This is a genomic window from Belliella marina, from assembly GCF_042682445.1.
Taxonomy (GTDB): Bacteria; Bacteroidota; Bacteroidia; order Cytophagales; family Cyclobacteriaceae; genus Belliella; species Belliella marina.
The window spans coordinates 1-23002 of record NZ_JBHUHR010000006.1; the positions used below are offsets into that span (position 1 = coordinate 1).

The 23002-nt window shown below is 39.6% G+C and carries 18 protein-coding genes, 1 tRNA gene and 1 pseudogene; 15 read left to right on the plus strand and 5 right to left on the minus strand.

What is annotated here, in order from left to right:
* From ACFSKL_RS02760 to ACFSKL_RS02825, 14 genes and pseudogenes are all read left to right on the plus strand, one after another.
* Positions 1–651 (plus strand): annotated as a pseudogene (locus ACFSKL_RS02760) (hypothetical protein); the annotation flags it as partial.
* A gap of 54 nt (positions 652–705) precedes the next feature.
* On the plus strand, positions 706–2016 hold the full coding sequence (locus ACFSKL_RS02765; protein WP_376883332.1) for a hypothetical protein: 1311 nt from the start codon (positions 706–708) through the stop codon (positions 2014–2016).
* A gap of 114 nt (positions 2017–2130) precedes the next feature.
* Positions 2131–5844 (plus strand): hypothetical protein, encoded by a 3714-nt coding sequence (locus ACFSKL_RS02770; RefSeq protein WP_376883334.1) that lies wholly within the window; start codon positions 2131–2133, stop codon positions 5842–5844.
* Between the two features lie 18 nt (positions 5845–5862).
* A complete protein-coding gene (locus tag ACFSKL_RS02775) occupies positions 5863–10044 on the plus strand; it encodes a DUF6443 domain-containing protein (protein WP_376883336.1) in 4182 nt (1393 codons plus the stop codon).
* Positions 10044–10541: a tetratricopeptide repeat protein gene (locus ACFSKL_RS02780; RefSeq protein WP_376883338.1), complete on the plus strand. Its 498-nt coding sequence runs from the start codon at positions 10044–10046 to the stop codon at positions 10539–10541. The genes ACFSKL_RS02775 and ACFSKL_RS02780 overlap by 1 nt, the downstream gene beginning before the upstream one ends.
* A 647-nt stretch (positions 10542–11188) precedes the next feature.
* Positions 11189–11488 (plus strand): transposase, encoded by a 300-nt coding sequence (locus ACFSKL_RS02785; RefSeq protein WP_376883341.1) that lies wholly within the window; start codon positions 11189–11191, stop codon positions 11486–11488.
* Between the two features lie 87 nt (positions 11489–11575).
* Positions 11576–12310 (plus strand): hypothetical protein, encoded by a 735-nt coding sequence (locus ACFSKL_RS02790; protein WP_376883343.1) that lies wholly within the window; start codon positions 11576–11578, stop codon positions 12308–12310.
* 107 nt (positions 12311–12417) lie between these two features.
* Positions 12418–13263, plus strand: coding sequence for an RHS repeat domain-containing protein (locus tag ACFSKL_RS02795; protein ID WP_376883345.1), 846 nt, complete (start codon positions 12418–12420; stop codon positions 13261–13263).
* Positions 13260–13886: a hypothetical protein gene (locus tag ACFSKL_RS02800; protein WP_376883347.1), complete on the plus strand. Its 627-nt coding sequence runs from the start codon at positions 13260–13262 to the stop codon at positions 13884–13886. Before ACFSKL_RS02795 ends, ACFSKL_RS02800 begins: the two co-directional genes overlap by 4 nt.
* A 432-nt stretch (positions 13887–14318) precedes the next feature.
* The gene (locus ACFSKL_RS02805) at positions 14319–14708 is read left to right on the plus strand and encodes a hypothetical protein (RefSeq protein ID WP_376883349.1); all 390 of its coding nucleotides are present in this window, start codon (positions 14319–14321) and stop codon (positions 14706–14708) included.
* 136 nt (positions 14709–14844) lie between these two features.
* On the plus strand, positions 14845–16233 hold the full coding sequence (locus ACFSKL_RS02810; RefSeq protein ID WP_376883351.1) for a glycoside hydrolase family protein: 1389 nt from the start codon (positions 14845–14847) through the stop codon (positions 16231–16233).
* Positions 16223–16744 (plus strand): hypothetical protein, encoded by a 522-nt coding sequence (locus ACFSKL_RS02815; RefSeq protein WP_376883353.1) that lies wholly within the window; start codon positions 16223–16225, stop codon positions 16742–16744. Before ACFSKL_RS02810 ends, ACFSKL_RS02815 begins: the two co-directional genes overlap by 11 nt.
* Positions 16745–16845: 101 nt before the next feature.
* On the plus strand, positions 16846–17061 hold the full coding sequence (locus ACFSKL_RS02820) for a hypothetical protein (RefSeq protein WP_376883355.1): 216 nt from the start codon (positions 16846–16848) through the stop codon (positions 17059–17061).
* A gap of 518 nt (positions 17062–17579) precedes the next feature.
* Positions 17580–18362 (plus strand): RHS repeat-associated core domain-containing protein, encoded by a 783-nt coding sequence (locus tag ACFSKL_RS02825; protein ID WP_376883357.1) that lies wholly within the window; start codon positions 17580–17582, stop codon positions 18360–18362.
* 342 nt (positions 18363–18704) lie between these two features.
* Here the strand turns inward: ACFSKL_RS02825 and ACFSKL_RS02830 are convergent, their stop codons facing one another.
* From ACFSKL_RS02830 to sucC, 5 genes are all read right to left on the minus strand, one after another.
* Positions 18705–18863, minus strand: coding sequence for a hypothetical protein (locus ACFSKL_RS02830; protein ID WP_376883359.1), 159 nt, complete (start codon positions 18861–18863; stop codon positions 18705–18707).
* A 118-nt stretch (positions 18864–18981) separates the two neighbouring features.
* The gene (tnpA, locus tag ACFSKL_RS02835; protein ID WP_376883361.1) at positions 18982–19122 is read right to left on the minus strand and encodes an IS66 family insertion sequence element accessory protein TnpA; all 141 of its coding nucleotides are present in this window, start codon (positions 19120–19122) and stop codon (positions 18982–18984) included.
* A gap of 62 nt (positions 19123–19184) precedes the next feature.
* Positions 19185–20405, minus strand: a complete 1221-nt coding sequence (locus tag ACFSKL_RS02840; RefSeq protein ID WP_376883363.1) for a site-specific integrase — start codon at positions 20403–20405, stop codon at positions 19185–19187.
* 367 nt (positions 20406–20772) lie between these two features.
* Positions 20773–20846 (minus strand) — tRNA-Arg (locus tag ACFSKL_RS02845).
* A 45-nt stretch (positions 20847–20891) separates the two neighbouring features.
* Positions 20892–22103 carry an ADP-forming succinate--CoA ligase subunit beta gene (gene sucC / locus ACFSKL_RS02850; protein WP_376883365.1) on the minus strand — a complete coding sequence of 404 codons (1212 nt, stop codon included), beginning with the start codon at positions 22101–22103 and terminating at the stop codon, positions 20892–20894.
* A gap of 138 nt (positions 22104–22241) precedes the next feature.
* Between sucC and ACFSKL_RS02855 the strand changes: the two genes are divergently transcribed.
* A complete protein-coding gene (locus ACFSKL_RS02855; RefSeq protein ID WP_376883367.1) occupies positions 22242–22898 on the plus strand; it encodes an ABC transporter ATP-binding protein in 657 nt (218 codons plus the stop codon).
* Positions 22899–23002: the final 104 nt, after the last annotated feature.

Genomic DNA, 23002 nt, shown 5'->3' on the forward strand with positions numbered 1-23002 from the left:
GGGATTGGTACAACTTCTCCCAGTTCCAAGTTGGATGTGAAAGGAGGGATTTCAGTGGAAGGGGGAAATCCAATTGCCTCTGTCAATGGTTTCAGAAATTCTTTGCAATTTATTTCAACTGGTCATTCTGCCATTGTATTCAACCCCGGTGAAACCACTGAGTTGATGTTTGGCTTTCATACAAACGGGAATTTTTATTGGGGTACAGGACAGAATGCCGGAAACAGATATTCGATGCGTTTGGGCAAAAATGGTGATTTGCAAGTCTATGGCAATATGGGGATTGGAATTAGTCCAAGCCAAAATTATAAGTTTCAAGTCAACGGCACCATCCGTGCCAAGGAAGTAAAGCTGGAAGCCACCAACTGGCCGGATTATGTCTTTGAAAAAGACTATGAATTGATGCCATTGGAAGCCGTGGATTCCTTTATAGGGGAAAACGGTCACCTGCCTGGCTTGAAACCAGCCAAGGTGTACGAAAAAGAAGGTGTCAACATGATGGAGCTGAACCAGAAGCTTTTGGAGAAGGTGGAGGAGGTAACCCTTTACCTGATCCAACAACAGAAACTGATCGAATCACAATCGGTGCTTATCAGTAAGCAACAGCTGGAACTAGACCGCTTGACTGGAAAGTCCACCAAACCAGACTGAAAAACATAACATAAGCCATCGAACAAAATACAAACAATTGTAAACCAACAAGCATTGAAAAAGGCCATCCTCTTGATATCGTTTTTGATCAGCTGCCTCAGTGTCCAGGCCCAGCGCTTCGATGCGAAGCTGTTTGATGGGCGGATCAAGCAGCTGGGACAACAGGTGGACGAAAGGAAACAGGGATACAAAAAGATCAAGAAGGAAAATGCCGATTATATCAAACAGAGGAAAAAGCAATATCAGGCACTGAAAGACAGCGTGGATAGCTTGGACAGTCTGGACCATTCCATCCATGCCGATTCCCTGAAGCAACTGGCCAAATCACGGGAGGAATACTATATCTATACCGATTCCCTCTATAGCCTCAAGCAGATAGCTGGCATGGATAAGTCAAGGCTGGAGGCAGACAGACAAACCATATCAAGAGCCAGGGAAGAACTCGAAGGCAATGAATACCTATCGAGATACAGGGAGCTGAGAAGCCAGATAAGTGGTTACCGCCAAACCCTGAGGGTCTACAAAGACAGTCTCTCCAGCATCGATTCCCTAGACAGGGAAGAGAAAAAGTACCTGGTGGAACAGAGAAAGCAGGAGCTTTCCAGGGAGTTCCAACAGAAGATGGATTCCATCACGGGGGATATAGTAAACAGGAACAGCCCCGAGCTTCCGGGAGGCTTCCAAAACAAGGAACTGGAAAAATTCCAGAAAGCCCACCAAAACCTCAAGGTGGATGGGAATGGTTTGGTCCAGCTTTCCAAGGCGCAGAAGGTAGACCATTTTGCGGGAAGGCAACATGTACTTGAGGAAGCGCAGGAAAAAATAGCCCAACTGAAGAAAAAATACAGTGAGGTGCCTGATCCCGGTGACCTTTCGACGGCTACCAAAGCCAGCTCATTGGAGGGGAAGCGCTTGAAGGAAAGACTTGTGTTTGGCGGGACTTTCCAGCTGCATGTGGATAAGAGCACGAGCCTTGACCTGAATCCAGAAATTGGCTATAGGTTGAACAGGAAATTTGAATTGGGTTTTGGGGGGACTTACCGGCTAAGGGTGGCGACCAAAGACCTCCCTCAATCAGTTAAGGAGCCTACAATAATGGGCTTCAGGGGTTTTGCACGCCATAGGCTGGTCAAAAGCTTCTATGTGCATGGGGAGTATGAAGGGCTGAGGAGCAGTTTGACAGACGACAGGCAGACAGTGCAAGACTGGCATTACAGCCTGTTGGCGGGAATCCAAAGGCGCTTTAGGCTCAGGGGAAAGACCGAAGGCCAGGCCCTGATCCTATACAACTTCAACAGCCGCGAAAACCCCTTGTACAACAGCCCCTGGGTATTTCGGGTGGGGTTTTGGGTGAGTGGAAAATGAATAATCTTTAATTATAATTAAAGATTATTATTTAAAGGTTAATTAGAATTTGTTTCAAGTGATACTTTAAGGTGAAATCCTAAAAATTTTGAATATCAATAAAATTAGAAAAAAATGAAAAAATTTTTACCATTCATTCTGTTCTTCTCTATTGTGGTAAATGGTTACAGTCAAGGAGGTATAAGTCATTATATTCCAGTACCACCATCTCCTACATCTTCTCAACTAGGACTTTATGGCGATATTCCAGTAAGTAATTATACTGGTGTTCCTTCAATTTCAATACCTTTATATACCATAGAATCTGGTGTCATAAAATTACCAATAGAATTGAATTATCATCCATCTGGCATTAAAGTATCACAAGATGCTGGATGGGTTGGATTGGGGTGGTCTCTGTCAGGAGCAAATGGAGTAATTACAAGGCAAGTAAACGGGATAGATGATTTTGATTTATATCGAGGGTATATTAAGACTCCTGAAATCCCAAATGAATATTTACTTAAAGTCAATTTGACAAGGACAGTTGTTGATCCATTTATAGCTCCAAAAGACAAGTTTTCGTATGTTCCAAATTTTCCTGATGAATTTTCGAAATTAGAATTGGCTGAAAAAAATTTATACGATCTACAACCTGATGATTTTTACTTTAATTTTTTTGGATATTCAGGAAAGTTGATTTTTGAAAAGCAAGGAGGTACTAAGGTGGTAGGATTAGCTGTTGATCAAAATAACCTAAAATTTACTTTTGACTTAATTAGCAAAGAATGGGAAATAATAGATGCAAGTGGTTTGAAATATTATTTTAAAACAGCAGAAACATCAAGGTCTGTATCTAATGAAAACATTTCATATTCCATTAATGTAACACCAAATGGAACCCAAACACCAGACTTGGTAACAGCTTGGTATATAGATAAAGTAGTGGCTCCCAATGGGGATCAAATGATATTCCATTATCAAGAAACTGGGAGGTGGATAAAAAGTCCAGTATTTATTGGTGAAAGTTCCAATAGACCAAGCAGCTTATTTGTTAACACTGGACATGGTATAGCAGTAACAGATCATGACGGTTTTAGCACATATACCGCAACCCAAACTTTAGTAAATGAACCCTACCTCACAAAAATCGAATTCTCTGACGGTTATATAAATTTTAATTCTAACACAACAAGTAGATTAGATAGAGAAAGATGGTCAGTATCTAGTACCAGTATAAAAGTTCCTTACCTAGATAATTTTTCAGTATATTCCAAAGAAGGTGCGTTGTTTAAAAAGGTTAGCTTTTCTTATGACTATTTCCGTTCTGATAAAATAAATGCATCAGATAAGGCAGAGTTTTTAAGATTAAAACTAAATAGTGTAAAAGAATCTTATAATGAAGCCGGAGTATTAATCGATAAAACACCTTATATCTTTGGATATAATAGTACTGAACTACCAAAGAAAAATTCTTTCTCAATTGATCATTGGGGGTATTATAATGGCGCAAATAATCAAGCGATTAAAGGATATAAATTTTTAAACAGATCAAATGAGTCTGTTCAATATGTAGTGAATCAAGTGATTACTTCAAATAAAGCACGTTTTACACCTAAGTTTAATTATACTAACAATGGTTTGAATATTTATATGGTTGGGGCTGATAGAAATCCCCACCCACAAAACTCTCAAGCAGCTGTTTTAGAATCAATCAAATACCCTACAGGGGGAAGCACAAAGTTTATTTATGAATCGAATGATTATTACAATTATATTGATCCTATAGATAATGAAATTCCAATAAGCCATTTGGCTCATACTGGAACTCCAGAAAAATCATTTACTATATATAAAGACACCTTTGTTTTTTTAAGCTTTAATTTAGTGAATCACTACTACCAACATGATCCAAACAATTTGAATGTCATGAATAATATGACTGCTGTGTTAGAAAAATTAGATGGTTCAAGGATAATTAGATTTTTACCTTCAGATTTTCAAATGGATGGTATACCTGGAGGTAACAACAATGTAGACCAAATGGTTGCAGATGTTTGTGTATTATTACCAACTGGTACTTACAAAATAAAAGTTGACAATGGAGGGCAGTTTTTCCTGTCTTTAAGTTTAGAAGCAAAATATGATCAGCTGATTCAAACAACAAAAAAGATTGGTCCTGGTCTGAGGATTAAATCAATTGAAAACTTAGATTCAAATGGAACAGATATACTTCATAAAAAAGCGTACAGTTATACAGAAGGTAATTTATCATCAGGTAGGATGTTGACTCCTCTTCAAAACTTCCACAACGAAACAGATTTGATATCTAAAGCCTTGGCAGGATCATTTTATCAACCCTGTTGTTATTTGAACTCTATAAATAATGCCCAGTCTTTTCCTCCATTGAAGAATATCTTTAGTTCATCTTCAAGTTTAATTCCACTAGGAAGCTCAGCACAAGGTAGTGCAATTGGATATGGAGTTGTTTCTGAATCTTTTCAGAATAATCTTAATCAAGGTCTAGGGAAGACAGTGTTTTTTTATAAAAATATAGAAGATTCTAAACCATCAATTTTGATACCTGGTGTTCCTTATTCTAGGCAAACAGGAAATGGGCAATTGACAAAAATTCAGACTTTTAACAGTCAAAATAAAATGGTTAAAGAGAAAACTATTTTATACAAAAGAGACCAAAGCCAATCAAAATCATTAAAGGGGATTAGATTATTTAGAAGTTATAATGATTGGATTGATCCTAGTATTGGACGTTTTCCTTTTGCAGATTTACCTGTTTTTTTTAGTAGCTACTTTGTGCATTCAGATTGGTATCATCTAGAGTCAGAAATTATTAAAGATTATAATTCTGATGGTGTACTATTAATTTCTGACACAATAAATTATGAATATGCTAATCCTCAACATAAATTAGTTACCAAAATTCAAAAAAGAACAAGTACTGGTCAGAAATATTCTGTTAATAAATCATATGCCTCAGACCAACCTATGGGAACAGGAATGACTTCATTAGAATATGGTAAAATGGTAAATGATAACATTTTGAGTCCAATTATAGTGAGTGAAGAGTTTTTTAATGACAAGAAGGTAAAAGGTGAGATTTTTAAATATGGTATCAATGCTAACTCTGGACAAATAATACTCGAACAACAAAAAAGCCTTAATTTTCAAACGAATGGATACGAGGTGGATAATAGATTTTTAAGGTATAATGAAAAAGACTTGTTGACTGAATATCAGTCTAAAGTCGAAGGGGAAGTTCAATCTATAATTTGGGCTTATGATAACCCAAAGCCAATTGCTTTGATTGAAAATGCCACCTTAAGTCAATCTAGTTACACCTCGTTCGAAACCAATGAAAAAGGGAATTGGACCTACTCCGGTACCCCGGTGAGTTCTTCCATATCAAGGACGGGAAGGAAGTATTATAATCTGGGTACTGGAAATATAACCAAAACATCCATTGCTGCAAATAGCAGCAATCCATTTAAACTGACTTTTTGGGCGAGAAGGGCTTCTGGATCAGGATCATGGTCATTTATGGGGCAGACAGAAACACTGGATACCAATTGGAAGCTTGTAGAAAGGACAGTGACAGGATCGTCAATTACTATAGGAGGATCTGGTATCTATGTAGACGAGTTGAGGTTGCATCCAGCAGATTCCCGTATGACGACCTATACCTACGATCCCCTGATAGGAATTACCAGTATGACCGATTCAAACAGCATGACGATTTATTACAAATACGATGCCTTTGGCCGCCTTGAGTCCATCAGGGACAAAGACGGAAATGTTTTGGAGACTTACGAGTATAATTATTCCAACTAGAATTCAGCCAAAAGGACCATGAAAAATTCAACTTTAAAGACCATTATATTCACGGCGTTTTTTTTGGCCGTTTTTCTTTCGGTAGCCAATGGACAAAACTATGTCAAAAGATATATCGCCCTGATCCCTACCGCAAGCGAATCCACCTTGAAGACAGGAGGGAATACCACCTCGCAGAAACACTTCACCTACTACGATGGCCTTGGCCGTCCGATGCAGGAGGTACAGAAGCAGGCCTCCCCCTTGGGCCGGGATGTAATAGTTCCGATCGTGTATGACGGTTTTGGGAGACAGGCGAAATCCTTCCTGCCCTATACCAGAAACAACGGTATAGCGGCAGGAAATTACCGCCCGCAGGCAGAATCCGAACAGAATGCTTTTTATGACACCCATTTCGAAGATACTTCGGGGGATTTTGCCTTCAGCGAAAATGTGTTTGATGGCTCGCCCCTAAACAGGATCGTGGAGTCCTATTCCCCGGGACAGCCTTGGGCAAAAACAGCAATAGCTGCAAATAATAGACCCATAAAGGTGGATTACCTTGCCAATATTGCCGAAGACAAGGTGGCACTTTGGGAGGTCATTGCCGACAAGCCGGTAGCCTACCGCTTCTACAACCCTGGCACACTTTACAAAACAGCCACTACCGACGAGGATAAAAACATCATGGTCGAATTTAGGGATTTGCAGGATAGGGTGGTACTCAAAAAGGTTCAAGCGCCGGACAACGAGTGGGCAAACACCTATTATGTCTATGATGATTTTGGCAACCTGCGCTATGTGCTTCCCCCGGAGTCCGTCAAGAGCTATGACAGTTCGAACCTAGATGTGCCGGAAGGATACCACTTGGTAACACAGGATATCAACTACAATTCGATCCCAAGTGACAAACGAAATAAGGTAGCCTATATCCCAACAGCTACGGTAACGGTCAGTGCAGGCACCACACTTCCTGCAGGTGTTCACATCATGTCCCATGGAATCATGCCAACACAGGAGCATCTTAACAACTGGGCTTTCCAATACAAATATGATGGGAGGAATAGACTGGTCCAAAAGCAAGTGCCGGGAGCCAAGCCGGTGGTTTTGGTGTATGATAAGCTTGACAGGTTGGTATTGAGTCAGGACGGTAACCAATATCCCAACAAATGGAGTTTTACAAAATATGATGCATTAAACAGACCTATCATCACGGGGGAGAAGGTTATATCGGGTAATTTGACGGATATAAGGAATAGCGTACAAAACCAAACTGTTTTATGGGAGACCTATTTAGAAAATGGTATAGCCCAATACACAAACAATGCCTATCCAGCTTCTATCACGGAACAAGATATCCATACAATCACTTATTATGATGATTACAGGTTTACCACCAAGACCTTCAGTCTTCCCTCTGGGCAGTTCAATACCACGGGAGGCAAAATAATCCCTGCCGTTTTCACCTCCGTCAAGGGCCAGGTGACAGGAACCAAGGTAAAGGTCTTGGACGGTACCAACAAGTATGTGGAATCGGTCAACTTCTATGATGACCGCTACCGCCTGATCCAATCCAGGATCACCAACCACAAAAACGGCAACGATGTAGTGACGACCCAGTATGATTTTGCGGGCAGGGTAAGAAAAACCTACCTGCAGCACAACAATCCCGTCGCGGACATCAAAAACACCAGTATCGCCCAGGACTACAGCTATGACCATGCGGGTAGGCTGAAAACGGTTACCCACCGTATCAATGAGGAAACGGTAATAACCCTTTTGAGCAATACCTACAACGAACTTGGGGAATTGGTGAAAAAGGATCTGGCCAACGGCTATGAAGACATAGATTATGCCTACAACATGCGGGGCTGGCTGACCAAAATCAACGACCCATCCGATGCCACCCCGAAGTTGTTTGAAATGGAACTGAAGTACAACGATGCGCCAACGGCAAATAGAAGGTTCAATGGCAACATAAGTCGGGCGGAATGGAAGAATCCATACGAGTCGATGAAGAATACCTATGACTACTTCTACGACCAAATGAACAGGTTGACAAAGGCTACCTATAGCAATAATGCACCTGGGAATACCATGAACTTTAATGTTCCAGCCATAATATATGACCTGAATGGAAATATAAAGACCTTACAGCGCAGGGGCAACCACAACGACACCCCCAACCAGCTGATCGATGACCTGACCTACACCTACGCCAAAGGCAACCAGCTCAGCAAGGTGACCGATGCCTCCGGCATGGATTCGGGCTTTAAGGATGGGGCGAATGTATCCGATGAATATCTCTATGATAAGAACGGAAACATGACTGTGGATAAGAATAAAGGTATCACTGAGATCATTTACAATCCCCTCAACTTGCCAAGCAAGGTGACATTCAGCACCTCCAAGTACATAGAATACACCTATGATGCCGTTGGCAGCAAGCTGTCCCAGAAGACAGTAGATGGAGGTACGACCAAAGTGTCGGATTACCTGGGGGGCTTTGTTTATGAAGACAACGATCTGCAGTTTCTCCAGCATGATGAAGGCCGAGTTGTGGCCAAAAGGAATGATTCAGGTGTATTCCTAAACTACGAATACCAGTACCACCTGAAAGATCATCTGGGAAATGTAAGGGCTACTTTCAAAACACAGTCAGACGTTGATAATTATGTGGCTACATTGGAAAACAATAACGCCAGCTACGCAAGTGATTATTTTCTACGTTATGGTGAAGTGACGAGGATCAATGTCCCGATCTTCAACAAAACCCCTGGAACAGGAAATTCCTATTCCATCAGGCTCACTGGGGCTGGCAATGAAAAGTATGGCCTGGCAAAATCGTTGGCTGTTAAGCCTGGGGATAAGATAGATGCAGAGGTTTATGTGAAGTACTTGGATCCGGCTACCTCCGGAACGCCGGGTTCTGCATTTGCCCAGCTGATCAATGACTTGGCAAACAATACTGCAGGTGTAGTAATCGATGGGGCAACGGCAGGAACCAACCCGATGCCATTTGCCGGTCTGATGGGTTATGGAGGTGACAATTCCACAGGGCCGAAAGCATATCTCAATGTTCTGGTCTTCGACCAGAACTATCAGCTGCAGCAGAACCTATCTACCTTCAGGCCAGTGACCTCGGCTGCCAAAGAGACAGGTACGAATATTCCGCATCAACTCCTAAAAACTGATCAAATCACGATACAAAAGCCGGGATATGTGTATATTTACCTTTCCAACGAGAATGCTACTCCCGTTGAAGTGTTCTTTGACGACTTCAAGGTAACCCATACCAACACCCCGATAGTCCAGAAGGATGATTACTATCCATTTGGGATGATGTTTAATTCTTATTCGGTACCTAGTGGGGTGGGGCAAAAGTACCTCTATAACGGGTTTGAATTTCAAGAAAATTTAGGGTTAGGGCTTTATGATTACCAAGCTCGATATTATGATCCGGCTATTGGTCGCTTTATCAATGTGGATCCGGCAGCTGATCTTATGAGAAGGCACTCACCTTATAATTATGCTTTTGATAATCCGATCAGGTTTGTTGATCCGGATGGAATGATTCCACAGGATACAAATGATTGTAACGGAGATCCGGATTGTGAGAAAAAGCAACAGGAAGAACAACGAAAGCAATTTTACACTTGGTTTGAAGAACAGCGTAAAGCTGGAAATATTGTAACACTTTATGAAGCGAAAAATGATGCTACGTCTTATGAGCAGGACAATGTAAAGAGAGATCTTTTGTTTAAGGAGCTTAAAAAATCGAAAGAGGGAGGATCTAATTTTGGGAACTTTGTTTCAAAATTGGATAAACTAAATACAGTAGCAGAATTGGGGAGTGAAGTTTCTGGTAAATATAAAGTACCTGGTCAAATAGGGAATGCTTTAAATGCATTAAGTGTGTTTGATAAATTAGATAATGAAGATTATAGTGGGGTTGTTATGGATGCAGCAAAATGGGGATTAGGCACCTACTTTAAATGGGAAATGGTTGCAGGCGAAATTGGTTTCAATGTTATGACTAGTGATCATGTTATGGGACAGGCATATACAAACCTAATGAAGGAGCGAAATTACTATCTGAAGTTAGCAATGAACTCCCAAAAACGAGGTGATACTCAATCGTATAATAGACATATGTCTAGAGCAAATAATGCAGAAAAAGCGGCATTTAAAGCGGTACAAATAGTTAAACAGAGAAAATAATGAATGGCAGATTTCTTTTAATTATCCTCGGAGTTTTAGTGTTGGGATGCGAAGTAAAATATAAAGAGAGTAAACAAAGTTTAGAGAGTGAACCGTCAGAAGTCGCCTTTTCTAAAGAGGAACTTATTGAGAAGGCTAACTCTTTTTATAAAGAAGATGACTGCTTAAATTCAGTCAAGTATCTATCCAAACTGATAAAAATTGATTCAACGAATGGAGAATTTATTTTCAAAAGGGGTTATTGTTATGCTAGAATTGATAGTTTAAATGCATCTACATTAGATTACATTAAGGCAGCTGAATTGGAACATCGAGTTGCTGATGCTTATTATAATATAGGTTTGAATTATACAATGCAGTTTGATGATTCTATGGCCTTAAAGTACTTTTTTAAAGCTTTGGAAATCAATCCTAAGGATCAGGAAATATCTGATGAAATAAAAGCGGCCAAAGAAAGACTTAACCATGATGATGATATTAATGAAGTAACAAAATGAGTAGTGTTTATTATTATTTATTTATAGTATGGTATAATACATTTAAAAGTATAGAGCGAGGTTACATTAATCAAACAACAGCCTCAAGGGTATTTAATGTTGCGTTGGTTATATCACTGCTTGAACTATTGAATATAATGCTAATTTTTGGGAGATTAGAAAAAGGTTTAGTTTTAATAATAGGAATTATTTTAGTTGCTGTTAATTCCTTTTTTTTTTATAAAGGGTTCCGCTACAAGAAAATTATCGAATATCATTCTCCAAATGAGAAAAATAAACTTTTTGTAGCTCTGTATTCTATAGTCTCAGTTATCCTTTTTATTTTTTTTAGGGTGTTGTATTAGATTTAATGACCTCTAGCAGTTGCCAGCTGAAATCTCAAGCTAAGGAAATAGGAGAAAGCCTCCAACTGGCACAAGCGTCCACTTGTACCCAACTACTTAAGTAAGTATCTAGGAAATACAAATTTGGTTCTTCTGTTTTACATGTTCCACCGGTCATATCGGACTGTAGATTGATATAGAGTCTGAGACTGGGTTGTATAAAGAAGTTTTAAATAGGGTCTCCTGATAAAGGTTAAAAAGGTCATAAAATTCGGAAATAAGTAGATTTTTATTGATTTTAATGGTTTACAAGTGCAAGGTATTATGGCAAAGACTACCAAAAGGCGTGCACCACGCAGTGACTACAGCAGTCCTAATCAACTTACATTAATAGGATTTGAGACTCCTTTTTACAACCAGTTAGATTCAAATAACCGCTGGGTTGTTCTCAGCAAGCAGATTCTTTGGGATGAACTTGTTGGACTTTTCCAAAAGCACAACCCTGTCAAACAGAATGGAAGGCCTTCACTGAACCCCCGTATATTGATTGGGGCAGTGATCATCAAGCATATTCTCAATCTTGATGACCAAGGTTTCGGATTATCTGGGGGGCTTTGTATATGAAGACAATAAGCTACAGTTTCTTCAACACAAAGAAGAGGGCAAGCCGTCAAGAAACAGTCCGTTGGACTGTTTTAGGCTTGAGCCAGGTTGCGGGTTGGAATAGCCAAGAAGAATGAATCGGGAGGACTCCAAAACTATGAGTACCAGTACCACCTGAAAGATCATCTGGGCAATGTAAGGACTACTTTCAAAACACAATCAGACGTTGATAATTATGTGGCCACATTGGAAAATAATAATAGCAGCTACGCAAGTGATTATTTTCTACGTTATGGTGAAGTCACAAGGATCAATGCACCGATCTTCAACAGAACCACCGCAACAGGAAGTTCTTATTCCATTAGGCTGACGGGGGCTGGCAATGAAAAGTATGGCCTTGCCAAGTCGCTTGAAGTAAAGCCTGGGGACAAGATAGATGCTGAGGTGTATGTAAAATACCTTGATCCGAACACCTCTGGAACGCCGGGAACACCTTTTGCACAGCTGATCAGTAATTTGGCAAACAATACTGCAGGTGTAGTAATCGATGGGGCAACGGCAGGCTCAGATCCAATGCAACTTGCTGGTTTGCTGAATTATGGATCAGGCAATTCCACAGGGCCGAAGGCTTACCTGAATGTTCTTGTCTTCGACCAGAACTATCAGCTGCAGCAGAACCTGTCTACCTTCAGGCCAGTGACCTCGGCAGCCAAAGAGACAGGTACGAATATTCCCCATCAACTCCTAAAAACTGATCAAATCACGATAGAAAAACCGGGATATGTGTATATTTATACGCCGCGGCGCACAAGCTCTTTCCAACGAGAATGCTACTCCCGTTGAAGTGTTCTTTGATGACTTCAAGGTTACCCATACCAATACCCCGATAGTTCAGAAGTACCTAACGCACATCCTGGCTCAAAGACTCCCGTCTTTGCCCTCCATTTGGGATGATGTTTAATTCGTACTCGGCTCCTAGTGGGGTGGGGCAGAAGTACCTCTATCAGGGCAAAGAGTTCCATGAAGATCATGGGCTGAACATTTTCGATTTCCATGCAAGAGGATCTGATCCTGTTTTAGGAAGAACTTGGCAGATGGATCCACATATGGAGAGTTATTTCTCGTTATCTCCATACAGTTGGACAGGAAATAACCCTGTGTTGAATATTGATCCTGATGGTAAAGATTGGTTTGTAAGTACTCAAAATGGAGTATTAGTAAACATTAAAGGGCAAAATGAATTTAGTTTTAGTAACTTGAAAAAGGAGTATGGTCAGGAGATAGCTGTTTTTATTTATAAACTTAGTGGAGGCGCTTCGAATGACAGTTGGGAAAACTTCGGTGCAGACGATATGTTTGATTCGAAAGACAATGAAATCAGCAAAAATCTTGGCGGACTCACTATTATGAATGAAGGGGCAAGTTCGCAATTTATGATGGATAATGGATACCATAAAGCTTTAGAACAAAATGTTAGCGAATTAGATTTTACAATGACTGAACTCGAGGCAAATGGAAGAAGGGTTGATTCCGGCGGAAGAAAGGAAATCTTAAGTAGCAAGATTACTTATAAAAGGTTAGATGAATTTGGGGTTTTTAATAATGAAACAGAAAGATACAATTTCCCCATGCTATCATTGCGAAGAAGTAATTATGTTCAAGTTATTGATCCGTACGATAGAAGCAAATCTGGTAGCTCTATTTTCGATAAATCTAAGCCAGATTTTGAAAGTCTAGGTTTAAATTTTTATCAGGATTTTGTGGTTCCTTGGATGTTGAAAAGTTATAAAAAATGAAAATTTTGAATATCATAATTATCTTATTTTTCTTGTCAGGTTGTACAAGGGAAAAAGAAGTTAAATTTGAAGAAGGGTTAAATTACTTTGATGATACATTTATTGACCACTTTCCAGTTAAAATAAAACATATAGGATCTGTCCAAGCTGTTTCACAAAATATTTCTAATGCACATCCACATGTTTGGCTCAAGTATTATCCTGGTAAAATAAGATTGGACAGCATAGAGAGTTCTGCGGAACTGAGAGCAATTGGGAAGTATTCCTCAGATGATACCTGTTTGATTGTAATCGACAAGCATTTGACTTCAAAGAACTGGTATAAAATTGACAAAAAAATCAGAAACCCTAAACTGATTGAGTATGGGGATCTTGATTGTCATAAAGGAAAATTCCCAGTACCTAATTTCTATGGTGAATGGTGGGCGGAAACTGAAAAGACGTTGACAAAATTGGAAGGATATACTATGTATGTATTAGAAGCAAAAAAGGGGATTCATATGGATCCGAAAAAACTGCCAAATGGGTTGTATACACCATTGGGTTGGGAGCATGGCATAAGTAAAGGGATTGCAATAAATAAGAAAACAGGTGCGGTCATTTATTGGGCGGATATATGGTAAGTGACAAAAGAATGAAAGTTTTCTGGTTACTATCATTTAGGATTTTTTCTTAGAAAAAGTCAAAGTGTCATCAAAGAAAGATCTAGAGTTACTCAAATTAAATAAAAGGGTGACTGCTCTCCAAAAAGTAACCACAACGACACCCCCAACCAGCTGATTGATGACCTGACCTACACCTACGCCAAAGGCAACCAGCTCAGCAAGGTAACCGATGCCTCCGGTAAGGATTCTGGCTTTAAGGATGGGGCGAATGTATCCGATGAGTATCTCTATGATAACAATGAGGACCGAGCCTGCCTGCCGTTTCAGGTAGGCGTTAAAAAAGCTTTGATAAAGCTTTTAGCGAGGGGCCAGGTTGCAGGGTGGGGGTAGCTTTTTAGAAACAAGGGTATCACTGAGATCATTTACAATCCCCTCAACCTGCCAAGCAAGGTGACATTCAGCGCATCCAAATACATAGAGTATACCTATGATGCTGCTGGCAGCAAGCTGTCCCAGAAGACAGTAGATGGAGGTACGACCAAAGTTTCGGATTACCTGGGGGGCTTTGTATATGAAGACAATAAGCTACAGTTTCTTCAACATGAAGAAGAGGGCAAGCCGTCAAGAAACAGTCCGTTGGACTGTTTTAGACTTGAGCCAGCTTGTGGATTAGAATATCCAAGAGAAATGAATCGGGAGAGTTCCAAAACTTCGAATACCAGTACTATATTTCCAATCTATCTCTGGTTTTATTTCCTCAAACTGTTTTTCATGCTTGCGGGCAGGACGACGGAGATCCGGGCCTGCCTCCCTTTTCGGGAGGTCGGCAGTGGCCAATAGCGTGGATAGGATATCTCCGTCTTGATTTTTTGGTTACTTTTTGTGTCAAGACAAAAAGTAAGAGGAATTGATCAAGATAATCTTCACCATTTCACTAACTATCCAAAGACGCTCTATTAAGTTTTTTTAGTCGGAAATGATCATTTACGCACAATCCAACAATCGCAAGGACAAAATATATGTAAAATACCTTGATCCGAACACCTCCGGAACACCGGGAACACCTTTTGCACAGCTGATCAGTAATTTGGCAAACAATACTGCAGGTGTAGTAATTGATGGGGTAACAGCAGGCTCAGACCCAATGCAGTTTGCAGGCCTGCTGGGCTATGGTTCAGGCAATTCTACCGGACCGAAAGCCTACCTGACTGTCCTAGTCTTCGACCAGAACTATCAGCTTCAGCAGAACCTGTCTACCTTCAGGCAGGTGACCTCGGCAGCCAAAGAGACAGGTACGAATATTCCACATCAACTCCTAAAAACTAATCAAATCACGATAGAAAAACCGGGATATGTGTATATTTATCTTTCCAACGAGAATGCTACTCCCGTTGAAGTGTTCTTTGACGACTTCAAGGTAACCCATACCAATACCCCGATAGTTCAGAAGGACGACTACTATCCATTTGGGATGACGTTTAATTCTTATGCTAGACCTTCAAGCATTTCTCAAAATTGGAAATTTCAGGGTCAAGAACACATTGATGACTTTGGGTTAAACTGGGATTCGTTTAAGTGGAGAAATCATCAGCCGGATCTTGGGAGATTTTTTAATGTGGATCCGTTGGCAGATAAATATTCTTATCAATCACCTTATAATTTCTCTGAAAATCAGGTTGTTGCTCACAGAGAACTTGAGGGGTTAGAAAAGATTCATTTTCAGTATGTATTTAATGAAAGTCAAATTTCAATAAAGAAATCTTCCATAAATGGCCCTTTAGGGAATGGGGTATTAGTTTCATCTAATCATGGAGGAAATGTCTCATATTATTATGGGGAAAACATTCAAGGATCACTGACAGCATTTAAAAAAGCGTATGAAGGACATAATATAGACAGTGAGGGGAATCACATAGGATATAATGATCACTTAGGTAATCCTACAATTGGGTATGGCCATTTGATCAAGGAGGGAGAAAGCTTCAAGGTAGGGAGTAAAATATCAGAAGAAGAGGCTCAAGGCTTATTTGAGTCTGATTCAAAGTGGATAATTGAAAAAGCGAATTCGTATCTTTCTGGTTATGAGTTAAATGAAAATCAAAAGTATGCACTTTATGATGCATCTTTCAATATGGGTCCAGGTAAACTAAAACAATATACGGTTGACAATTCCAAGTATAGTCATGGAAATTTCTTTTTAAAATTTATGGCAGGTGGTGACGGTTTAAAGAAAAGGAGATATGCTGAGAATATTTTATATAACGAAGGAATAAGTGTTCATTTAGATGTTTTGAGAGGGAAGTCAATGCAAAAAATTGTTAGTTATTTAAATTCATTAATTAATAACGAAGAAGATGAAAAGTAATTTGTTCTATATTTTATTTTGTATTCTATTTATTGGTTGTTCTAAGGAATTGAATAGATCATTTAAGCTTGATTCAGTAAAAACCACTTTAATTGAGTTAGGTAGTATGGAAAAAACATATAATATTAAAAATATTGAAGAGGTTTATAGTTCGTCACGAATTGACCTTTCTCCTTCTTGTGATAACTATATTTTATTGAAAGGAAAAAATGGAATTGATAGCATTAGTTTAGTTTCAACAAAAAATGTTTTAGGAGAAATAGTTGAAGGACTGGAGTTTCAATATTTTCCCACAGACAATCTTAGTGATTGCTATGATTCAAATGGGTTTAATTGTAGATTGAGTAAGGATTTGATAAATATAATTGGGATCAAGGATATTAGTTGCGTGAAATTACAGATTGGTAAATCGGTTTCGATGGACAATAATTATATTATTCTTTATGAGAAAAACTTTATTTATCTAATATCTGAAAATGAAATGGCTGTGTTAACTTATAAATTGAAATAATTATAAATTATTCTGATGAAAGTAAAATTGATAATTTTGGAATATAATCTATAAGATGGATATCCTCCATAGGCGGACAATTATGGAGACTTTCCTAATCAATGAAACAGGTAAAAATGTTTAGACTGTCTTCCTCCTTTAGATTTGATGATTTCAGTATCATGAATACTGCCTCGCCAATCGTTAAGGAAATGTACAATAGCCTGTCCCGTATTCTAAGATTAAAACCTGGGGACAACAAAATAGATGCTGAGGTGTATGAAAATACCTTGATCCGAACACCTCTGGAATACCGGGAACACCTTTTGCACAGTTAATCAGTAATTTGGCAAACAACGTATCCTCCGTGGTGATAGATGGGGCAACGGCAGGAACCAACCCGATGCCATTTGCAGGTCTGATAGGCTACGGTGGTGACAATTCCACAGGGCCGAAAGCATATCTCAATGTTCTGGTCTTCGACCAGAACTATCAGCTGCAGCAGAACCTGTCTACCTTCAGGCCAGTGACCTCGGCAGCCAAAGAGACAGGCACCAGCCACACACCCTGGCCCAAAGACTCCCGTCTTCGTCCTCACATCAACTCCTAAAAACTAATCAAATCACGATACAAAAGCCGGGATATGTGTATATTTATACGCTGCGGCGCACAAGCTATCTCCAATGAGAATGCTACTCCCGTTGAAGTGTTCTCCCGAAACGAGTCTGCTTGTAGGGGGGCAAGTTTGGGACAGGTTGTGATGATTTCAAGGTAACCCATACCAATACCCCAATAGTCCAGAAGTACCTACCGCACATCCTGGCTCAAAGACTCCCGTCTTTGCCCTCCATTTGGGATGACGTTTAATTCATACTCGGCACCGAGTGGGGTTGGGCAAAAATTCAAGTTTAACGGAAAAGAAAGGGAAGAGCTGACAGGCTGGGATGATTTCGGGGCGAGGATGTATATGAGTGATTTGGGGAGATGGGGAGTTGTGGATCCATTGGCAGGCGATCGGGAATGGGTTTCACCATATAATTTTGTGCAGAATAATCCATTGTCAAGGATAGATCCAGATGGAAGACTAGATTGGGCGGCCAATAGGGAGGGACAAGTGTATTGGGATGAAAATGCAACTTCTCAGGCAACCACAAAGGCTGATGAAACTTATCTGGGTAAATCCGGGACAGGGATAGACGAACAGACTGGAAATATGTTGGTGTACAATTCTGATGGGTTAATAGATCAGGGAATGATGAGTTTGAGAGAAGTGACAGCGACTCAATCCGATCATGAGAGGACAATGAGTAGCCTTGCTATACAGAACATGCAGGCAAACAGTGAGCGGATTAAAAGAGAAGCATTACCTTTTGCTCGGCACATGGTAAGAAGTTCAATTGATGCGGCAGGATATACCGGTGCAGGTATAACAGCGGTTGGAACAGTGGTAACTCCTTTCGCCCCTTATATTGGCGTAGGATTGTTGGCTGTTGGGGGTACGGTGTCTACAGCATCAGGATTTGCTAGTGCAGGTATGAATGCGTTAGAAGGGAATTTTGGTTCTGCGGCAATTGATGTCGGGATGGTTGGGGTAGGGAGTGCAGGGTCATCAGGACTTAAGGTTCTCAAAAATAGGTAGTTTATAAACACTACGGATGAGACACGATTAAGGTCTATTTATAATAGTTCGATGGATATTCTTGGGATTGGGATAGTTCCTGCAGTTAAAAAGCGATGATGATTTTTATAGGATTATTAATTTTCATTTTGGGTGTATATCTATACTTTCGGATCATCAGGAGAGATAAGGTGGGTATTCATAAGTTTAATTCTGAATATAAGATTGGAAGAAACCTGTTTATCTATTCGTTAATGACCGTTGGATTTATAATGTTCATAAGGGAGCTGATTATATGGTTGACATCCTAAAAGTTAGAGCTAGTTATTAAAAGAAAAGCCCGGTTTTGCCGGGCTTTTGCATTTACAGCGCCGCTACATTTTTCTGGAAGAAGTATTTGAATTTTTTGTTGGTGAGCATCTTGTCGATAAGCTTGAAGATGGTCTGTTTGTCCTTGCCCTCTGGCTGCTGGATAAGCCTGAGCTGTTCTACGGCACTCTTGTCCTCGATAATGAATTCCAAAGGAATATCCCCGTCATGTGCGAGTATCTGGTCGGGTCATGTTGAAGAACTGTATCGCCCTGTAGAATTTATCCACGGTGATTGCCTTGGTTCTTTTAAGAAAAGGAGAGTCATCCTGTTATCCTTCAAACTTCCTGCACCAATAATAAAAGGATACTCTTGAAATACCTGTTTCTGATGCAAATGCAGCTTTGCTTAATCCTGATCCCTGCCACTTGGTGAACAGCTTGTAATATTCGTCATTACTAATCTTTTTCATGACACAAGATTACAACCCAAACAGTAATCAGAAAATATGGGGTTCATCGGACGGATACATTGTTAAGACTCTTCCAAAACCTTTTTTAATGCCTGCATATCTTGGCTGATTTTCAAATCTACAATTTTCGCATAATGTTGGGTTTGTTTTAGAGATTTGTGTCCTAGCATTTTTGAAACAGTTTCTAATGGCACTCCATTGCTTAAGGTTACTGTTGTGGCAAATGTATGCCTTGCAATATGAAAAGTCAAAGGCTTTTCGATACCGCAGATATCGGCAATCTCTTTTAAGTATGCATTCATCTTTTGGTTACTCAATACAGGAAGAACATTCCCACTAGCTGAACATTCCGGATGATCCTTATATTTATCTACAATCTCCAGCGCTTTTGGTAACAGTGGTAGCCGAGTCGGTGATTGAGTTTTTTGTCTTTGCGTAAATATCCATTTCTCACCGTCAATACCATTAATGATCTGTTGTCTTTTCAGGTTTTTCACATCTATGTAGGCTAGACCTGTATAGCAAGAAAAAAGAAATATATCTCTAACATTATCTAGCCTGAATATTGAAAACTCTTTCGATTTTATTAAATCCAATTCCTCTTTAGTGAGAATTTCTCTTATCACTTCCTTGCTTGCTAAATTAAAATCAATAAAGGGATCCCGAAGTATCCAACCCTTTTTTACACAGAGTAAAACTATTTTTTTGAAATAGATTAAATATTTAACAGTGGTATTATGGCTACAGTTTTTCACACTTTTAAACCAATAAGAAAAGTCAGCCAAAAATTCATAATCTAACTTTCTGATTTCAATATCTGGTTTTCCAAATTTCCATTGGATAAATGAACGTGTGTGCCTAAATGCTGTCATGTATCTTTTGAAAGTTCCGTGTGCGAATTCTTTACCAACAAGGCTTTCCATCCTTTCATTGTGTTCCTGAAACAATTCCAAAATCATCTTTCGATCGTCTGTAATACCGAGCAATACATTCTTTAAATTTATTGCAGAGATGTCCTTTTCTGTATCCATAAGGTGTTTTTTTGCTTGCAATACTTTAAATTGATATGAATCTAGAAATGTATTTAGGACCCTATCATCTTCGGTTTTTCCAGTTGCACGACCCAATCGGCTATTCCATTTACTAGGGACCCATGTTCTTTTAGTCGATAACTCTACTGAACTTTTATCCACTGTTATCCTGATATAGATATAATGACTTTTAGCTTTTTTTGACTTGGAGATTTTCAAAAAGAAGAACATCCCGAAACTTGACTCTAACATGGCTTTTGCAATTAAGAATTAAACATACTAAAACAGGGTTCAAAACACAAGATGTTCGATCTTAGAACATGCTTATAATCAGGTTTTTATCTATGTTTCGTTGCGTCTTTTTTTCAAAATAAAATGACTCCACGGATGACGCTTTTTAAATAGAGGGATTTTTGAAAAATTTGGTTGTTTTAGCACCAAAAATCAAAAAGCCCACCTCGTCAACCAAGGGGGCTTTTGAAAGACCAAATATTAAATAATTGATAAAAAAAGTGCCTCTATTGCTTAATTTGACACTTTTTAGATTTTTCTTACTTTCTTAAATCTCAGGAAATCGAATTGGGAAAATCAATTTTTAAAGATTTAATGGCAACTTTAGTGCGCTCGGAAGGATTCGAACCCTCAACCCTCAGAGCCGAAATCTGATATTCTATCCAGTTGAACTACGAGCGCGGAGATAAGGACTGGAGATTGCTCCAGTCCTCAATATTATGATTATTAAGAGATAGCCTCTTTTACTTTTTCAGCAGCTTCTTTCAAAGTGATGGCAGAAGAAACTTTCAATCCTGATTCATCGATGATTTTCGCACCTTCTTCAGCATTCGTTCCCTGCAGCCTTACGATGATAGGAACTTGGATATCACCGATAGACTTGTAAGCTTCTACCACACCATTTGCTATTCTGTCACATCTTACGATACCACCAAAGACATTGATAAGGATAGCTTTTACGTTTGGATCTTTCAAGATGATTCTGAAGCCAGCTTCCACTGTAGTAGCATTGGCCCCGCCTCCAACGTCTAGGAAGTTGGCAGGTTCACCACCAGAAAGCTTGATCATATCCATAGTCGCCATCGCAAGACCTGCGCCATTGACCATGCAGCCTACGTTTCCATCAAGTTTTACATAGTTCAAGCCTGACTCGGCAGCTTCTACTTCCAAAGGATCTTCTTCGGCGATGTCTCTTAGACTTGCCAAATCCTTTTGCCTGTAAAGTGCATTGTCGTCCAAATTGACTTTGGCATCTACAGCCAGAATTTGATCATCTGAAGTCTTCAATACTGGGTTGATTTCAAGTTGAGAAGAGTCAGTTCCTTCATAAGCTGCATAAAGAGCTGTGATAAATTTCACCATTTCTTTGAATGCATTTCCCTCAAGACCCAATTTGAAAGCTACCTTTCTTGCTTGGAAACCTTGCAAACCAACTTTGGGATCAATCCATTCTTTGATGATTTTTTCCGGGGTTTTTTCAGCTACTTCCTCGATGTCCATTCCACCTTCTGTAGAGGCCATGATGACATTGCAACCTTTAGCCCTGTCCAAAAGGATGGATAGATAGTATTCTTTTGGTTCTGAAGCACCTGGATAATAAACATCCTGAGCAACTAGTACCTTGTTTACTTTTTTGCCTTCAGGACCTGTTTGGATTGTTACCAAGGTACCCCCAAGGATGTTTTTGGCTTTTTCAGCTACATCTTCTAATTTTTTGGCAAGAACCACACCGTTAGAATCTGTTTCTTGAACTTTGCCTTTTCCACGTCCACCGGCATGGATTTGTGCTTTGATCACATACCATGAAGTGCCTGTCTCTGCATTGAGTTTTTTGGCCGCTTCAAGTGCTCCTTCAGGGGTATCGGCTACGATGCCTTCCTGAATTTTTACACCATAACTTTTTAAAACTTCTTTTGCTTGATATTCGTGTATATTCATCCTTGTGAAATTTTTGCACGAAGTTAAGTCCTTCGTGTCGATTTTTCAAGTTAAAAACGGTCTCATTTGGTAAATAATTAGCAATTTTGAAGGATTACTTCTTATTGGTTATAATTTTGGATGCAATAAATCTTTACAATGCTGGTAGCAAAAGGAATTGAAAAATACTATGGCGATCTACATGTCCTTAAGGGCGTGGATGTTACGATTGGTCATGGGGAGGTAGTCTCAATAGTAGGCCCTTCAGGTGCTGGAAAAAGCACCCTGTTACATATTTTGGGAACTTTAGACGAATCTGACAAAGGTGAGGTCAAAGTTGGCGAAACCAATATCACAAAACTCAAAGGTGATAAACTTGCCACCTATAGAAACAATGAAATTGGGTTTATTTTTCAGTTTCACAATCTGCTGCCTGAATTTACAGGTGAAGAAAATATCATCATTCCCGGTTTGATAGCAGGAAGGTCTGAGAAGGAACTTAAAATCCGCGCCAAGGAACTGGCAGGTATATTGGGAGTGGCTGGCAGACTTCAACACAAACCCTCCGAACTTTCAGGTGGCGAGCAACAGAGGATTGCTGTGGCCAGGGCTTTGATCAATGATCCAAAGATCATCTTTGCCGACGAACCCAGTGGAAACTTAGACTCCAAAAGTGCCCAGGACTTACATGAACTGTTTTTTAGGTTGCGAGATGAATTTGGTCAATCATTCGTCATTGTAACCCATAACCAGGAATTGGCGGAAATGGCGGACAGAATGTTGACCATGCAAGATGGAAAGATCGTTTCCTTATAAAGACTCGTCTTACCCAACGTGCAACATTGCGGATACTCATTTTGTATAGATGCTATTTTACCAATATACGCATTGAATCTAAATTCAGGCTTACAATAAGCTTG

Bases quoted from the DNA above. Each gene is read 5' to 3' on its own strand.
- ACFSKL_RS02820 (WP_376883355.1), top strand. From the start codon at position 16,846: ATGAAACAGGTAAAAATGTTTAGACTGTCTTCCTCCTTTAGATTTGAT.
- ACFSKL_RS02795 (WP_376883345.1), top strand. From the start codon at position 12,418: ATGATGTTTAATTCGTACTCGGCTCCTAGTGGGGTGGGGCAGAAGTAC.
- ACFSKL_RS02775 (WP_376883336.1), top strand. From the start codon at position 5,863: ATGAAAAATTCAACTTTAAAGACCATTATATTCACGGCGTTTTTTTTG.
- sucC (WP_376883365.1), bottom strand. From the start codon at position 22,103: ATGAATATACACGAATATCAAGCAAAAGAAGTTTTAAAAAGTTATGGT.
- ACFSKL_RS02855 (WP_376883367.1), top strand. From the start codon at position 22,242: ATGCTGGTAGCAAAAGGAATTGAAAAATACTATGGCGATCTACATGTC.
- ACFSKL_RS02840 (WP_376883363.1), bottom strand. From the start codon at position 20,405: ATGTTAGAGTCAAGTTTCGGGATGTTCTTCTTTTTGAAAATCTCCAAG.
- ACFSKL_RS02780 (WP_376883338.1), top strand. From the start codon at position 10,044: ATGAATGGCAGATTTCTTTTAATTATCCTCGGAGTTTTAGTGTTGGGA.
- ACFSKL_RS02815 (WP_376883353.1), top strand. From the start codon at position 16,223: ATGAAAAGTAATTTGTTCTATATTTTATTTTGTATTCTATTTATTGGT.
- tnpA (WP_376883361.1), bottom strand. From the start codon at position 19,122: ATGAAAAAGATTAGTAATGACGAATATTACAAGCTGTTCACCAAGTGG.
- ACFSKL_RS02800 (WP_376883347.1), top strand. From the start codon at position 13,260: ATGAAAATTTTGAATATCATAATTATCTTATTTTTCTTGTCAGGTTGT.
- ACFSKL_RS02825 (WP_376883357.1), top strand. From the start codon at position 17,580: ATGACGTTTAATTCATACTCGGCACCGAGTGGGGTTGGGCAAAAATTC.
- ACFSKL_RS02770 (WP_376883334.1), top strand. From the start codon at position 2,131: ATGAAAAAATTTTTACCATTCATTCTGTTCTTCTCTATTGTGGTAAAT.
- ACFSKL_RS02785 (WP_376883341.1), top strand. From the start codon at position 11,189: ATGGCAAAGACTACCAAAAGGCGTGCACCACGCAGTGACTACAGCAGT.
- ACFSKL_RS02810 (WP_376883351.1), top strand. From the start codon at position 14,845: ATGATCATTTACGCACAATCCAACAATCGCAAGGACAAAATATATGTA.